This window comes from Streptomyces sp. CC208A, from assembly GCF_030010625.1.
Lineage (GTDB): Bacteria > Actinomycetota > Actinomycetes > Streptomycetales > Streptomycetaceae > Streptomyces.
The window spans coordinates 13750-29090 of sequence record NZ_JASCXN010000008.1 but is presented as its reverse complement, the minus strand read 5'-3'; the positions used below and the strand labels follow the sequence as shown (position 1 = coordinate 29090).

Annotated in this window: 13 protein-coding genes and 1 pseudogene; 8 read left to right on the top strand and 6 right to left on the bottom strand. The window is 74.4% G+C overall.

Annotated features, from left to right (window positions below; all coding sequences use genetic code 11):
* Window positions 1-20: 20 nt before the first annotated feature.
* The 4 genes from QK442_RS11550 to QK442_RS11535 all read right to left on the bottom strand — a co-directional run bounded on the left by QK442_RS11550 (window position 21) and on the right by QK442_RS11535 (window position 5548).
* Window positions 21-1487 carry an NAD(P)/FAD-dependent oxidoreductase gene (locus tag QK442_RS11550; protein ID WP_282693803.1) on the bottom strand — a complete coding sequence of 489 codons (1467 nt, stop codon included), beginning with the start codon at window positions 1485-1487 and terminating at the stop codon, window positions 21-23.
* Between the two features lie 42 nt (window positions 1488-1529).
* The gene (locus QK442_RS11545; RefSeq protein ID WP_282693802.1) at window positions 1530-2387 is read right to left on the bottom strand and encodes a family 1 encapsulin nanocompartment shell protein; all 858 of its coding nucleotides are present in this window, start codon (window positions 2385-2387) and stop codon (window positions 1530-1532) included.
* A 260-nt stretch (window positions 2388-2647) separates the two neighbouring features.
* Window positions 2648-5167: an AAA family ATPase gene (locus tag QK442_RS11540; RefSeq protein WP_282693801.1), complete on the bottom strand. Its 2520-nt coding sequence runs from the start codon at window positions 5165-5167 to the stop codon at window positions 2648-2650.
* Window positions 5168-5194: 27 nt separating this feature from the next.
* Window positions 5195-5548 carry a hypothetical protein gene (locus QK442_RS11535; protein WP_282693800.1) on the bottom strand — a complete coding sequence of 118 codons (354 nt, stop codon included), beginning with the start codon at window positions 5546-5548 and terminating at the stop codon, window positions 5195-5197.
* A gap of 463 nt (window positions 5549-6011) precedes the next feature.
* Between QK442_RS11535 and QK442_RS11530 the strand changes: the two are divergent.
* The 4 genes and pseudogenes from QK442_RS11530 to QK442_RS11515 all read left to right on the top strand — a co-directional run.
* Window positions 6012-6155, top strand: a pseudogene (locus QK442_RS11530) (GNAT family N-acetyltransferase); the annotation flags it as partial.
* Window positions 6156-6395: 240 nt separating this feature from the next.
* Window positions 6396-7043 carry a CBS domain-containing protein gene (locus QK442_RS11525; RefSeq protein WP_282693945.1) on the top strand — a complete coding sequence of 216 codons (648 nt, stop codon included), beginning with the start codon at window positions 6396-6398 and terminating at the stop codon, window positions 7041-7043.
* A gap of 147 nt (window positions 7044-7190) precedes the next feature.
* Entirely contained in the window at window positions 7191-7817 is a 627-nt protein-coding gene (locus QK442_RS11520; protein WP_282693799.1) for a CBS domain-containing protein, read from the top strand.
* A gap of 27 nt (window positions 7818-7844) precedes the next feature.
* Window positions 7845-8834: a nitroreductase family protein gene (locus QK442_RS11515; protein WP_282693798.1), complete on the top strand. Its 990-nt coding sequence runs from the start codon at window positions 7845-7847 to the stop codon at window positions 8832-8834.
* Between the two features lie 20 nt (window positions 8835-8854).
* On the opposite strand, the gene QK442_RS11510 is transcribed toward QK442_RS11515, so the two are convergent.
* Window positions 8855-11251, bottom strand: a complete 2397-nt coding sequence (locus tag QK442_RS11510) for a glycoside hydrolase family 65 protein (RefSeq protein WP_282693797.1) — start codon at window positions 11249-11251, stop codon at window positions 8855-8857.
* Complete coding sequence (locus tag QK442_RS11505; RefSeq protein ID WP_282693796.1) at window positions 11248-12021, bottom strand: HAD-IA family hydrolase; 774 nt, start codon at window positions 12019-12021, stop codon at window positions 11248-11250. Before QK442_RS11505 ends, QK442_RS11510 begins: the two co-directional genes overlap by 4 nt.
* A gap of 259 nt (window positions 12022-12280) precedes the next feature.
* Between QK442_RS11505 and QK442_RS11500 the strand changes: the two genes are divergently transcribed.
* The 4 genes from QK442_RS11500 (at window position 12281) to QK442_RS11485 (ending at window position 15327) form a co-directional block, all read left to right on the top strand.
* The gene (locus QK442_RS11500; protein ID WP_282693795.1) at window positions 12281-12934 is read left to right on the top strand and encodes a CBS domain-containing protein; all 654 of its coding nucleotides are present in this window, start codon (window positions 12281-12283) and stop codon (window positions 12932-12934) included.
* A gap of 94 nt (window positions 12935-13028) precedes the next feature.
* Window positions 13029-13940, top strand: coding sequence for a potassium channel family protein (locus QK442_RS11495; RefSeq protein WP_282693794.1), 912 nt, complete (start codon window positions 13029-13031; stop codon window positions 13938-13940).
* Between the two features lie 34 nt (window positions 13941-13974).
* Entirely contained in the window at window positions 13975-14571 is a 597-nt protein-coding gene (locus tag QK442_RS11490) for a CBS domain-containing protein (protein ID WP_282693793.1), read from the top strand.
* Window positions 14572-14658: 87 nt separating this feature from the next.
* On the top strand, window positions 14659-15327 hold the full coding sequence (locus QK442_RS11485; protein ID WP_282693792.1) for a DUF4389 domain-containing protein: 669 nt from the start codon (window positions 14659-14661) through the stop codon (window positions 15325-15327).
* Window positions 15328-15341: the final 14 nt, after the last annotated feature.

Below are 15341 nucleotides of genomic sequence, written 5' to 3'. Positions count from 1 at the left end.
CGGGCGTTCGGTGTGACCGGCTACCGCCAGGGGGGCCGGACGCCCAGGTGGCGGAGGGCCGCCGCGGCCGCGCCCGCGCCGGACATGCCGTGGGCTCCGGGGCCGGGCGGGGTGGCGGCCGAGCAGAGGTAGACGCCGGGAAGGCCGGTGGCGTACGGGTCGAGGGCGGGGCGGGCGCCGAGGACGAGCTGGGGGACGGTCTTGGCGCCGGTGAGGATGTCGCCGCCGGCGAAGTTCGGGTTGGCGGCGGCGAAGTCAGCGGGGCGGGTGACGCGCATGCCGAGGATCCGGTCGCGGACGCCGGGGGCGAAGCGTTCGAGCTGGGCGAGGATCGCGCCGGTCGCGTCGCCGTCGTAGCCGTGCGGCACGTGCGCGTACGTCCAGACGGGGTGGACGTCGCCGGCGGAGCGGGAGGGGTCGGCGAGGTACTGCTGGCCGACCAGGACGAAGGGGCGCTCCGGCATCCGGCCGTCCGTCACCTCCCGCTCGGCGCACACCACTTCGGCGAGCGGGCCGCCGAGGTGCACGGTCCCGGCGCGGCGCGGCGGCTCCGCGCGCCAGGGCACGCCGCCCTCGACGGCGAGGTCGACCTTGAAGGCGCCGGGGCCGCGCCGGAAGCGGCGGTACGCGGCGGCCGTCCGGGCCGGCAGCAGGGCGCCGTACACGCCGGCGACCTGGGCGGGGTCGAGGTCGAGGAGGGTGACGTCGGCGGGCGGCAGCTGTTTGTGGTCCGTGATCCTGACGCCCGTCTCGATCCGGCCGCCGTGGGCGCGGAGGACGGCCGCGAGGGCGTCGGTGATCGCCCGGGAGCCGCCCTCGGCGACGGCCCAGCCGGCCGCGTGGCCGGCGGTGAGGATGCCGAGTCCGATGGCCGAGCTGAACGGCTCGGTCAGCGGGCGGTACGCGTGGGCCGCGACGCCCGCCCACAGGGCGCGGGCGGCCGGCGTGCGGAAGAGTCGGGCGAGGGCGGTGGCGGGCAGGGCGGTGGGCAGCCCGAACCGGGCGAGGAGCAGCGGGTGGTCGGGCAGGCGCAGCAGCGGCCCCATGACGTCCCCGGCGAGCGCCTCCCAGCGGCGTACGGAGGGGGCGAGCAGCGCCCGGTAGCGGGGGGCGTCGGCGCCGAGCCCGGCGGCGGTCCCGGCCACCGAGCGGTGCAGGGCGGCGGCGGTGCCGTCGTCGAGGGGGTGGGCGCAGTCGATCTCGGGGAGCCGCCAGTTCAGGCCGTACCGGTCGAGGCGGAGGTGGCGGAGGGCGGGCGAGGCGACCGCGAGGGGGTGGACGGCCGAGCAGTGGTCGTGGAGCAGTCCGGGCAGGATCGCCTCGTCGGTGCGGGTGCCGCCGCCGATCGTGTCGGCGGCCTCCAGGACCGTGACGCCGAGTCCGGTCTCCGCGAGGAGGGCGGCGGCGGCGAGCCCGTTGGGGCCCGCCCCGACGACGACGACGGTCGGGGTCGATCCGGCGGGACGGCGCGGGGGCGTGCTGCTCATGCCGCCGAGTCTGTCAGGCGGGTGCGGCGCCCTGCCTCCGGGTCATGTCTCCAGGACGACCACGGCCTCATCCGTGCAGGTGAAGCAGGTCAGGGTCTCGTGGAGGTACGGCTCCGCGGTGGAGGCGTCGTGCCGGGTGCAGCCGATGGGGACGTCCTGGCCGGGGCGGAGTTCGAAGTCCCCGCCGCGGGTGGGGAGCACGAAACCGCCCTTGACGGCGGGGGCCCGGATCGGCGGGCCGTCGAGCATCCGGGCGCGGTGGGCGGCGATCGGGTGGCCGTGGTCGGAGGTCTCGCTGACGGCCCGGTACTCCTCGGCGCCGAGGAGGAGGGCGTACGGGCCGTCGAAGACGGTGCGGTCCTCGGCGACGAGGGCGAGGGTGCGGGCGGCGTCCTTGACGGGCTGCCGGTCCGCGTCCTTGGCGCCGCGTTCGACGGAGTCGACGGCGGAGCGGTCGACGGTGAAGGGGACGCGGAGCTCGACCAGCGGACGGGCCTCGCGCAGCCGGGCGTCCGCCCCGTCAGCGGGCGCGGCGAGTTCGGTGAGGCGGCCGGCGGCGACGAGGACGGCGGCGGTGGCGGTGGCGGTGGGTCGCGTGGGGTTCTCGCTGCCCTCGACGAAGCCGAGGAGGTCGCGGTCGTCGAAGTAGGTGAAGCCGTGCGTCTCGTCGACGGCGATGACGGCGTCCCCGAAGCGGTCGAGGACGATCCGGGCGAGTTCGAAGCAGAGGTCGGCGCGCCGGGCCCGCAGGTCGAGCAGCAGGTCGCCGGGGGTGGCAGGGGCCCGGTGCCGAGGCCTCTGGAGCGGTGCGAAGGGGGAGGTCGCGGGGGCGGGGTCCGCCGACGAGCCGGTCCCGGGCGTCGGAGGAGAGGCCCGCGACGCAGGCGAGGGCGTCGTCACGGGCGCGGAAGGCGACGGAGCCGCTCAGCGCGGACAGCTCCTGGAGCCCTTCGCGTACCTCGCCCTCGCGGGCGGGTGCGACGGTGAGGGTGAGGAAGAACGCGGCTCTGGTGGGCGGGCCGAGGACGAGTCGGGGGACGGGCTGGGGGGACGGCCATGCGACTCCCGTCGAGAGCGGGGACGTGCCGGTCGCGCCGGGTGGCTGCGGTGCCCGGCGCGACCGGCCGGTGAGGGGACACCTCGGCGTCGTGCGCGAGCCGTCAGGCGGCCCGGGCTTCCTCCGTCGCCGTGCCGTCGCCCTTGCGGACGGTGCAGTGGAGGGAGTCGTCGATGACGTCGGCGACGATGGTGTCGCCGGGCTCCGCCTCGCCGCCGAGGAGGAGGGAGGCGATGCGGTTGTCGAGTTCGGTCTGGATGGTGCGGCGCAGCGGGCGGGCGCCGAATTCGGGCTGGTGGCCGTGGGCGACGAGCAGCCGCGTCGCGGCCTCGGTGACCTCCAGGGTCATGCCCTGGGCGTGGACGCGGTGCTTGCTGCGGTCGAGGAGGTGCTCGACGATCTCGGTGAGGTCCTTCTCGGTGAGGCTGTGGAAGACGATGATGTCGTCGATGCGGTTGAGGAACTCCGGCAGGAACCGGCTCCGCAGGTCCTCCATCAGTTCGTCCTTCAGCTCGGCCGCGTCGCCCCCGTGGGCGAGGATGCGGTGGGCGCCGATGTTGGACGTCATGATGACGACGCAGTGGCGGAAGTCGACCGTGCGGCCCTGACCGTCGGTCAGGCGCCCGTCGTCGAGGATCTGCAGGAGGGTGTTGAAGACGTCCGGGTGGGCCTTCTCGACCTCGTCGAAGAGGACGACGCTGTACGGCTGGCGGCGGACCTTCTCGGTGAGCTGGCCGGCCTCCTCGTAGCCGACGTACCCGGGAGGGGCGCCGACGAGCCGGGCGACGGTGTGCTTCTCCTGGAACTCGCTCATGTCGAAGCGGATCATCCGGCCCTCGTCGCCGAAGAGGAGCTCGGCGAGGGTCTTGGCGAGTTCCGTCTTGCCGACGCCGGTGGGGCCGAGGAAGAGGAAGGAGCCGACGGGCCGGTCCGGGTCGCCCATGCCGGCGCGGTTGCGGCGGACGGCCTCGGAGACGGCGGTGACAGCCTCGTCCTGGCCGACGATCCGGGCGTGCATCTCCTCCTCCAGCCCGAGCAGGCGTTCCCTCTCGCTGGTGGTGAGCTGGGCGACGGGGATGCCGGTGCGGCGGGAGACGATGTCGGCGATGTCGGAGGCGGTGACGGAGACGACGCCCTCGCGGCGCTCCTCGATGCCGGCAAGCTCGCCCTCGACCTCGGCGATCCGCTCCTTGAGCTCCTTGGCCTTCCCGAACTCCTCGGCGGCGACGGCCTGGTCCTTCTCCCGGCGCAGCTTGGCGAGTTCGTCCTCGCGGCTGATCACCTCGGTGGAGCGGCCCGCGCTGCGCAGCCGGACCCGGGCGCCCGCCTGGTCCATGAGGTCGATGGCCTTGTCGGGGAGGAAGCGGTCGCTGATGTACCGGTCGGAGAGTTCGGCGGCCGCGGCGAGGGCGCCGTCGGCGAACCGGACCTGGTGGTGGGCCTCGTAGGCGTCGCGGAGCCCTTCGAGGATCTGGACGGTCTCCTCGACGGTCGGCTCGGGGACGAGGACGGGCTGGAAGCGGCGTTCGAGCGCGGCGTCCTTCTCGACGTACCTGCGGTACTCGTCGATGGTGGTCGCGCCGACGACGTGCAGCTCGCCGCGGGCGAGGGCGGGCTTCAGCATGTTGCCGGCGTCCATGGAGCCCTCGCCGGTGGCGCCGGCGCCGACGACGGTGTGCAGTTCGTCGATGAAGAGGATGATGTCGCCCTCGGACTTCCGGACGTCCTCGATGACCTTCTTGAGGCGTTCCTCGAACTGGCCGCGGTACTGGGCGCCGGCGACCATGCCGGACAGGTCGAGGGAGACGACCCGCTTGTCCTTGAGGGTGTCGGGGACCTCACCGGCCACGATCCGCTGGGCGAGGCCCTCGACGATGGCCGTCTTGCCGACGCCGGGTTCGCCGATGAGGACGGGGTTGTTCTTGGAGCGGCGGGAGAGGATCTCGATGGTCTGCTCGATCTCCTCGGCGCGGCCGACGACCGGGTCGAGTCTGCCGGCCCTCGCCTCCTCGGTGAGGTCGCGGCCGAACTCGTCGAGGGTGGTGGCGGGTTGCTGCGGCGCGGCGGGCATCGCGGTGTCGCCGCCGCGCGCGGCCCGGTCGGCCACGCCGCGCAGCGCGGAGACGTCGAGGTCCTCGGCGCGCAGGAACCGGGAGGCGCCGGAGTCGGCGTCGCCGAGGAGGGCGCCGAGGATGTGCTCGGGGCCGATGTACGAGACGCCGGCGGCCTGCGAGGTGGCGTGGGCGAGCGCGAGGGTCCGCTTGGCGGCGGGGGTGAGGCCCGGCTCGGCGGAGGGCTCGGCCGCCTCGTGGGGCAGCACCTTGGCGATCCGGTCGGCGAGCCCGTCGGGGTCGACGCCGGCGCGGGAGAGGAGCCGGCGGGTGGGTTCGACCTGGGTGGCGGCCCACAGCAGGTGCTCGGTGTCGAGGTCGGTGGTGCCGTCCTCGACCGCCTTGCGGGTGGCCGTGCCCAGGAGTTCGCGGGACGACTCGGTGAGGAGGCGTCCGATGGGGACGCGCTGGACGGCCGGTGGCGAGGACGCCGGTGACATCCCGAAGAATCGGTTCAGCAGATCACCGAAGGGGTCGGAAGGACCGAAGGGGGAACCAAACGCCATCGACATGTCAGCACTCCTGAAGGGCGTGGGGGGTCACCCACACTCAAACCCGGGCGTCCCGGCTCCGCAAACGGAGCGGAGCGGCCGGGCGGGAGGGTCGGTCACGCGTCCTCCCGGACCCTCGCCCTCCCGGCCGGGCGGTCCGTCTCGGGCGGTCCGCCGGGCCCCTCTGCCGCCGACGGTGTCGTCGGGGGCGGCGGCGAAGTGGAACCGGACGACGAGACGCCCGTCGTCGGCGCCCGCGCGGAAGGTGCCGAGCAGGCCGTCGGCCATCCGGCGGCGGCCCGGATCACGGAGCTCCGGGAAGACCCGCAGGACGTGCGGGGCGGCGGGATCACCGTAGTACACCGCGGCGCCGTGGGCGCCGGTCCTGTGGGCGGGATTCATGGGACGAGCTTCGCCCGGGGTGACGAACGGCACGACCGCCGCCGACGGCACGACCGCCGACGGCACGACCGCGGACGGTACGGCCGCCGGCGGTCCGACCGCACGACCGCCGACGGCACGACCGCGGACGGTACGGCCGCCGGCGGTCCGACCGCACGACCGCCGACGGCACCCGACGCGCCCGCCGTGTCCACGGTGCCCGCCGTACCGCCGTACCCACCGCACGCCTACGATCGGCCGGATGACAGGACAGAGCCCGCTGATCCGCCCGGCCGTCCCGGGGACCTGGAGGCCGTCGCCTCCCTCTACGCCCACTACGTGCACCACACGGTGGTCACCTTCGACGAGACCCCGCCGCCGCTCCCGTACCGGCACGAGCGTCCGGCGGAGCTGACGGCGCGGGGCCTCCCGTTCCTGGTGGCCGAGGCGGGGGGGCCGGGTCGTCGGCTACGCGTACGCCGCCCCCTGGCGCCCGAAGCCCGCCTGCCGCCACTCGGTCGAGCACTCCGTCCACCTCGCCCCGGACGTGACCGGCCGGGGGCCGGGCGCCGCCCTGATGCGGGCCCTCGTCGCCGGCTGCGGCCGGGCCGGGGTCCGCCGGATGATCGCCGTCGTCGCGGACTCCGGCACGTCCGCCTCGCTCGCCCTCCACCGCCGTCTCGGCTTCACCGAGGCGGGCCGTCTGAAGGCCGTGGGCCACGAGCACGGCCGCTGGGTGGACACGGTGCTGCTCCAGCGGGCGCTGACCGAGGACGGGCGGACGGTCCCGACGGCCTGGGGACCATCCGGCCCTCCCGGGGGAACCGGCGCCCGCCGAGACTGGAAGGGACACCATGAAGGAGGCCCCATGCACTCCGCAGCCCTTTCGCACCACACCGTCAGCGACGTCATGACCCACACCGCCGTGGCGATCGGCCGTGACGCGCCCTACAAGGAGATCGTCGCGCTCATGGACCAGTGGAAGGTGAGCGCCCTGCCCGTCCTGGAGGGGGAGGGGCGTGTCGTGGGGGTCGTCTCGGAGGCGGATCTGCTGCCGAAGGAGGCGTTCCGGGGAGCGGATCCGGGGCCGGGGGAGCTCTCGGAGGCCGCGAAGGCCGGGGCCGTACGGGCCGGGGACCTCATGTCGAGTCCGGCGGTGACCGTGCACGCGGGCGCCTCCCTGCCCGAGGCGGCGCGGATCATGGCCCGGCGGAAGGTGAAGCGGCTGCCGGTGGTGGACGAGATCGGCATGCTGGAGGGGGTCGTCAGCCGGAGCGACCTGCTCAAGGTGTTCCTGCGGAAGGACGACGAGATCGAGGCGGAGATCCGCCGGTCGGTGCTCGACGGAGCGGCGCTCACGGGGCTGGACGTGACCGTGGTGGAGGGGGTGGCGACGCTGCGGGGCACGCTTCCCGACCGTGCGCTGGTGCCGCTGCTCGCGCGTGCCACCCGCGCCGTCGAGGGGGTCGTGGACGTCCGGATGGAGTTCGGCGGCCGGGAGGAGACCGCCCCGTGACGGACAGCCCCGGGGCCCGGTCGGGCCCGGCAGGGGACCGTTCGGCCCTCACGGAAGTCCGGCGGGCGGTGGACGGTGGTGAGTGACGAAGGAGGGTGACGGGAGGACCGGCCCGCTCTTCGACCGCGCAGAAGCAGGAGGACCGTGATGAAGCACCTGAAGGTCGCCGGCCTGATGACCGACGACGTGGTCACCGCCCTCCCCGACACGTCGTTCCGGGAGGCGGCGAAGCTGCTCGCCGTGCACGACATCAGCGGGCTGCCCGTCGTGGACGAGGACGATCACGTCGTCGGGGTCGTCTCCGAGAGCGACCTCCTGGCCCGCCGGGCCCCGACCGTCCACGGGGTGATGACCTCGCCGGCCGTCACCGTGTACGCCGAGGAGGCGGCGGCGGACGCGGCCCGTCTCATGGTGCGCCGCGGCGTGGAGCGCCTTCCCGTGGTCGACGAGGAGGAGCGGCTGGTGGGCATCGTGACCCGCCGCGACCTGCTCCGGGTCTTCCTCAGGCCGGACCCGGAGATCAGACGCCGCGTCCGCGAGGAGATCCTCGCGGACGCCATGGACCTGCCGCAGGACGCGGTCGACGTGCACGTGCTCGACGGTGTGGTGACCCTCGCGGGCCGGCTCCGGCTGCGGAGTCAGGCCGTGATGCTCCTGCGGCTCACCGAGCGCGTGGAGGGCGTCGTCGCCGTCGTGGACGAGCTGTCCGCACGCGAGGACGACACCCGTCTCACACCTCCGTCCACGCGGACGGCCTACGACTTCTCCGAGTGACCGTCCCCCGCACAGACAGGACGTACCGTGTTCCCCGACGCTCTGCCCCGTCCGCTCGTCACCTCCCTGGTCGAGGACGCCGTCACGGCGCCGTCGATGCACAACGCCCAGCCCTGGCGGTTCGTCCACCGCGAGGCGTCCGCCACCGTCGAGCTGCACGCCGACCCGTCGCGCGGCATGCCCCGGCAGGACCCCGACCACCGGGCCCTCCACCTCGGCTGCGGCGCCGCCCTGTTCAACCTCCGGGTCGCCGCCGTGCACCGGGGTCTGCGCCCCGTCGTCCGGCTGCTGCCGTCCCCCGGCGACCCGTGGCACCTCGCCGACGTCCGCTTCGACGGGCCCGAGGACGCCGACGCCGGACTGGACGTGCTCCACCCCGCTCTGTCCCGGCGGCACACCAGTCGCTTCCCCTTCACCGAGGAGCGGATTCCCGCCGAGTTGTTCGACGGTCTCCGCGCCGCCGCGCTCCTGGAGGGCTGCCGCCTGGTCGTCCCCGGCGACTGGCACACCGACACCGTGATGGGCCTCGTCCACGTCTCCGAGCTGTTCGAGGCCGCGGACGAGGCCGTACGGGCGGAGATCGCCGCCTGGACACGTACGGGCGCGGCCGGGGAGGCGGCCGACGCCGACGGCATCCCCGCCTATGCCTTCGGTCCCCGACAGTACGACGTGACCGCCCCGGTCAGGGACTTCGGCGGCCCGGGCCGGATGTCCGGCCGGCCGTCGGTGCGCTTCGAGAAGGCGCCGCAGATCGCCCTGCTCGGAACCGCCGAGGACACCCCGGAGGCGTGGCTGAGGGCGGGTCAGGCGATGCAGCGGGTGCTGCTCCAGGCCACCCTCGACGGGATCGCATCCTCCCTCATGTCACAGCCCCTCGAATGGCCGGAACTCCGTTTCGAGGCACGCGATCCCCTCTCGGCGATCGGTTACGTCCACATGGTGATCCGCCTGGGCTACGGACCGGCGGGCCGCGCGACGCCCCGTCGGCCCGCCTCGGAGGTGCTCGCCTTCGGCTGAGCTCCCGCCTGCCGGTCCGTTCACAGGGAGAACCACCGCTCCTCGCCGGGCGGGACGGCGAACCTCCGCTCCCCCGGCAGGACGAGGGGAAGGGGCCCGCCCGGTCCTGCGGGGACCCGTACCCCCAGCCGGCCGGGCAGGAAGCGCAGCCGTACGCCGCGGTGGCCGCCGCAGCAGAGGGTGAAGGAGAACCGGGGCAGCTCCTTCAGGGCCACCGGCGCCACCCGCAGGCCGTCCGGGCCCGCCTCCAGGCCGGTGATCCCGCGCTGGACCAGGTCGATCGTGCCGGCCATGGCTCCCAGGTGGATGCCCTCCCCCGTGGTGCCGCCCTGGATGTCGGCCACGTCGGAGAGCAGGGCCTCCTCGCAGTACCGCCAGGCGTCGGGGCCCTTCAGACGGGCGAGCACCCAGCCGTGGACGAGGCCGCTGAGGGTCGAGCCGTGGCTGGTGCGGCGCAGGTAGTAGTCCACGGTGGCGCGCCAGACGCCGTCGTCCATCCGGTGGCCGAGCCGCGCGAACAGCTCGGACAGTTCCCGGGGGCGGAAGAGGTGGCCGAGCATCAGGGTGTCGGCCTGCTTCGACGCCTGGTAGCGGTTGACGGTGTCGCCCTCCGCCTCCAGGATCCGGTCCAGGCGGCGGATGTCGCCGTAACGGGCCCGGTACGCCTCCCAGTCGAGCTCCGCCAGCTCCCCGAAGCCCTCGAACTGGCTCACCACGCCCTGGTGGAACGGCACGTGCAGGCGGCGGGAGACCTCGTCCCAGCGGGCGGTCTCCTCCTCGTCCAGGGCGAGGCGTTCGGACAGCTCCGCCCGCCGCGCACCGGGCAGTTCGCGCAGCAGGTCGAGGCCGCGGGCGAGGACCCAGGCGGCGGTCACGTTCGTGTAGGCGTTGTCGTCGATGCCCGGGGCCGCGGCACCGGGGTAGGCGTCGTGGTACTCGTCCGGTCCCACCACGCCACGGATGCGGTAGCGCCCCAGTGCCGGGTCGAGGACCGCCGATCCGGCCCAGTAGCGGGCGACCTCCAGCAGGATCTCGGCCCCTTCGCCGTGCAGGAAGCCGCTGTCCCCGGTGGCCCGCGCGTATTTCCAGACGTTGTACGCGACGGCCGAGCCGACGTGTCGCTGGAGGCGGGAGTGGTCGGGCAGCCAGCGGCCCGAGCGCGGGTTGAGGTGGACCTCCTGGGTCTCCTCCTCTCCCGAACTTCCGCTCTGCCAGGGGTACATGGCGCCCTGGCGGCCCGCCCGGCGGGCGGCCGCGCGGGCGGCGGGCAGGCGCCGGTGACGGTACAGGAGCAGGGCCCTGGCCACCTCGGGGAAGTGGAGGTCGAGGTAGGGCAGGACGAAGAGTTCGTCCCAGAAGACGTGCCCCCGGTACGCCTCGCCGTGCAGCCCCCGGGCCGGGACGCCGACGTCGAGTGCGGCCGTGTGCGGGGAGAGCGTCTGCAGCAGGTGGAAGACGTGCAGCCGCAGGATGCGGCCCGCCTCCCCCGGCACGCTCAGCTTCCCTTCCTCCCAGAGGCGTTGCCAGGCCGCCTCGTGCGCGGCCAGCAGGGCCGGGAAGGCGGGCGCGCGGCCGGCCGCCTCGACGGCCGCCGCCAGGGGCTCCTCCGGGGTGCCGGCCGGCGAGGTGTGCAGGGCGAGCGTCTTGGCCACCCGTGCGGGGCGGCCCCTGGCGACGGGCAGGCGGTACACCTGCACGGTGCCGGTCGACGTGCCGATCGTCCGGGCGGGGGCCTCGGGGTGGGTGTCCGTGCGAACGGCCAGGGCGATCAGATGGCCCGGGGTGTGCGTACGGCAGGACAGCCCGGCGACCCCGCCGGGTGCGAACACGGTCCGGTGGCCGGTGAGGTGCCGGCTCTCCAGGTCGTGGTAGCGCTCCACGCCCGCGTTGGCGACGTCGCCGTCGAGCACGGACTCGACCTCGACCTCGCCGCTCCAGCCGTACGCGTGGAAGGTGGTGAGCTGGGCGGCGAGCCCGGGGTCCCCCATGTGGACGAACCGGGTGTGCCCGACGCGCAGCCCGCGCCCCTCGGCGTCCTGGAAGAAGAGGTTCCGGACGAGGACCCCCCGCCGCAGGTCCAGCCGGGCCTCGTAGTGGCGCAGCCGGTCGGAGCCGGGCGTGAGCCACTCCCCGGCAGGGCGGTCCTCCGGCAGGCAGCGGTACCTCAGCAGGGTCCAGTTCGGCAGGTTGACCAGATCCTCGTTCTCGACCTCGCGGCCGTCGAGGAGCGAGGTGCGCCGGTCGTAGCAGCCTGCGAGGTAGGTGCCCGGGTAGTGCGTGGGGCCGGCGGCGCATTCGGGTGCGGAGCCGCGGGTGGCGAAGCGGCCGTTGCCGAGCGTGCAGAGCGCCTCCACCAGCCGCTCCCGCGCCGGGTCGTAGCCGTCGTACCGCCACACCCACCCCGGTCCGCCGGTCATGGGACGGCTCCCCACACGGTCTCCAGGAGTTCCACGAGGTCGGTGACGACGAGGTCGGCTCCCCGCTCCCGCATCGCGGGGGCGGCGGGCCGGCCGGCGGCGCGGTCGAGGCCGACGACGAGCCCGAAGCGGCCGCGGCGGCCCGCGAGGACCCCGGCGAGGGCGTCCTCGACGACCGCGCAGTCCCGGGGGCGGGCGTCGAGGACGCGTGCCGCGTGGAGGAAGAGCGCGGGATCCGGTTTACCGGGGAGTCCGAGCCGGGCCGCGTCCTCGCCGTCCACGACGGCGGTGAGGAGCCGGTCGAGCCCGGCGGCGGCGAGCAGGGCCCCGGCGTGCCGGGAGGCGGAGACCGCCGCGCACGGCACGTGGAGGGAGCCCAGGGCGGTCAGTGCCCGCCGGGCGTCCTCGAAGGCGGCGACCGGCCGGGTGCGCAGGGCGTCCAGGAAGGCTTGTTCCTTGCGCGCCGCGACGGCCCGGACCGTCCCGCAGCCGGGCCGGTCGTCGGCCGATCCGGGCGGCAGGCGGATGCCGCGGGCCGCGAGGAAGGCCGCGGCTCCGTCGTACCGGGATCTGCCGTCGACGAAGCGGCGGTAGTCGGTGTCGGCGTCGAACGGCTCGCTCCTCCGGCCCTCGCCCGCCCGCTCGGCGAGGCAGGCGTCGAACGCGGTCTTCCACGCCGCCGCGTGGACGGCGGCGGAGTCGAGCAGCACGCCGTCGGTGTCGAGGACGACGGCGTGCGGGGGCCCTGAGCCGGTGGGGTGGCCGTTCATCGGGCTTCCCGCGGCCGGATCCGCCCGAATGCCCGGGCGGTACGGGGCCAAGCACCGGAAGCGGCCATGCGCGGATCCTCCTGGACTGCGGTTCCTTCCAGGGTTCCGCGAAGCCGCGGCGGCGCAACCGGGACCGTCCCGCGCGACCGCGGCCGGTGTGGGCCCTTCGGACCTCCTGATGTGCCCTGCGCGGCCCTGCCGCCCGCCGCCGAGCGGCGGAAGGCTGAGCAGGGCAGGATCGGAAGGGCTGGAGGACACCATGACCTCACGACCGTTCACCGTCGCCGACGTGATGACCGAGAAGGTCGTCGCCGTTCGGCCCGACACCGCGTTCAAGGAGATCGTCGCCGCCATGGAGCGGTGGAAGGTGACCGCGCTGCCCGTCCTGGAGGGCGAGGGCCGGGTCGTCGGGGTGGTGTCCGAGGCGGATCTGCTCCTCAAGGAGGAGTTCCACGACCGCCGTCTCGGCATGGTCGAGCAGCTGCGGCGGCACGACGCCACCGCGAAGGCGGGTTCCGACCGGGCGGCGGAGCTGATGACCGCTCCGGCCGTCACCGTCGGCCCCGAAGCGTCCCTGTCGCAGGCCGCCCGGCTCATGGCCACCCGCCGGGTGAAGCGGCTGCCGGTCGTGGACGGGGACGGCGTGATCCGGGGCATCGTCAGCCGGTCCGACCTGCTCAAGGTCTTCCTCCGCCCGGACGAGGAGCTCGCCGACGAGGTCCGCCACGAGGTCGTCGCACACCTGTTCCCTCTCTCACGGGACCGGATCGAGGTACGCGTCGAAGCCGGTGTCGTCACCCTGACGGGCGATGTGCGCGACAGCTCCCTCATCCCGGTCGCGGAACGGCTGGCCCGGGCCGTCGAAGGCGTCGTGGACGTACGGTGCGGGCTCACCCTCGCCACCGAGCTGTGAGCGCGGCGCCCGGTGGAGCGGACGAGCCGTGCCACCGGGCCGAGGTGGCGGGTCCGGGGTGCGGCTCCCCGCCCCGGACGGGAAGGGTGCCGGAATGACGTGGCTCGCGACGCCGCTGGGCGCTCTTCTGGTGCTGCTCATCCTCCGGGAGGTGTTCCACACGCTCTGGCACCCGACCCGGCACGGCGGTCTGAGCAGGACGGTGATGCGTGCGGTGTGGCGTCTGTCGGCCCATCGCGGGGCGCGCCGGCGCCCCGCCGGGCTCGCGGGCCCGCTCGGCATGGTCACGGTGCTCGCCGTCTGGATGCTGGCGGTGGCCGTGGGCTGGGCGCTCGTCTACTGGCCGCGCATGCCGCAGGACTTCTCGTACGCGCCGGGGCTCGCTCCGGCCGAGCACGCGAGCCCGGTGGACGCCCTGTACCTCTCCCTGGTCAACCTGACGACGCTCGGCTTCGGCGACATCGCGCCGACCGCCGGCTGGCTGCGGGTGCTCGCGCCCCTGGAGGCCCTGGTGGGCTTCGTCCTCCTGTCGGCGACCGTGACGTGGATCCTCGGCATCTACCCCGCCCTCGCCCGCCGCAGGGCACTGGCCCTGCGGCTGTCCCACGTACGCCGCAGCCGGGTCACCGCCCGGGCGCTCGACTCCGACGGCGGGGCCGCGCTCCTCGACGGGCTCGCCGCCGCCCTGTCCACCGCCGCCGTCGACTTCATGCAGTACCCCGAGTCGTACTACTTCCACGACGGCGAAGAGAACACGGCCCTCCCCCGTCAGCTCGGCTACGCCCTCGGCCTCGCCGACCGTGCCGACGAGGCGCGCCACCCGGACGTCCGGCTCTCCGCCTCGGTGCTGCGCCGGGCGCTCGACGACCTGGCGGTCGTGCTCGACGAGCGTTTCCTGCGGACGGGCGAGGGGACCGAGCGGGTCTTCGCGGCGTACGCCGAGGACCACGGACACGCGTGGGGGCCGGACGGCCCTCCCAGGACCGACGGACACGGAGCACCCTGAGAGACGGGGGCACCGCAGGGAAGGTGACCGGACCATGAGGCACCGAAGCGTCGCCGAGCTGATGACGCCCACGGCCGTCAGTGTCGGACGGGACACGTCCTTCAAGGAGATCGCCCGGCTCCTGGACGAGTTCGACATCACCGCCGTCTGTGTGGTGGACGAGGAGGAGCGGCCGGTCGGCGTCGTCTCCGAGGCCGATCTGGTCCGCCGCCGCGCCGCCGGCAGCGGGCTCGACACGGCGGGCGGCCTCATGTCGAGTCCCGCCGTGGTCGCCCGGCCCGACTGGAGCGTGGTGCGCGCCGCCCGGGTCATGGACCGGGCCCGGGTGAAGCGCCTGCCGGTGGTGGGCGACGACGGGCGGCTGCTGGGGGTGCTGAGCCGCAGCGACCTGATCCAGCTGTTCCTCCGCAGGGACCGGGCCATCCAGGAGGAGATCGTCGAGGACGTGGTGACCCGCACCCTCGGGCTGAACCCGTCGGACCTGTCGGTGGAGGTCGAGGACGGCCGGGTCACCCTCAGCGGCACCGTTTCCCGTCCCGGCCTCGTGCCCGTCCTCCTCCGGCTCTGCAACAGCGTCGACGGCGTCGTGGGGGTCGTCGACCGGCTCGGGCAGGCGGACCAGGCCACATGAGACCGGGCCGCATGAGACCAGACCGGGCGGGGGCGCAGGACCGGGTGAGCGAGACCACCGAGTGAGTGAGACCGAGGAAGTGAGAGCATGGACACGCCACGTACCCCGTACGCCCCCGTCCAGGTGACGGCCGAACTCGACGCCCCTCTGTCCCGCTGGCTGTGGCTGGTCAAGTGGGTCCTGGTGATCCCGCACTGGATCGTGCTGTTCTTCCTGTGGATCGCCTTCCTGGTCGTGACGGTGATCGCCTTCTTCGCGATCCTGTTCACCGAGCGCTATCCGCGGGGCCTGTTCGACTTCAACCTCGGCGTCCTCCGCTGGTCGTGGCGGGTGTCGTACTACTCGTACGGGGCGCTCGGCACCGACCGGTACCCGCCCTTCAGCCTGGGCCGGGAGCCCGGTTACCCCGCGCGGCTCGACATCGCCTACCCGCAGCGGCTCTCCCGCGCACAAGTGCTCGTCAAGTGGTGGCTTCTGGCGATCCCCCACTACCTGGTCCTGGCGTTCTTCACCGGCGGCATGCGCGCCGGCTGGTGGAGCGGCGGCCTGATCACGCTGCTCGCGCTGATCGCGGCCTTCACCCTCGCCTTCACCGAGCGCTATCCCCGCGACCTGTTCGACCTGGTCGTCGGCCTGAACCGCTGGGTGCTGCGCGTCGCCGCCTACGCGAGTCTCATGACGGACGTCTATCCGCCCTTCCGCCTCGACCAGGGCGGCGGCGAAGCGGGCCCGGCCGGGACACCCAAAACCCTCTGAGGGGTGCCGGTGGG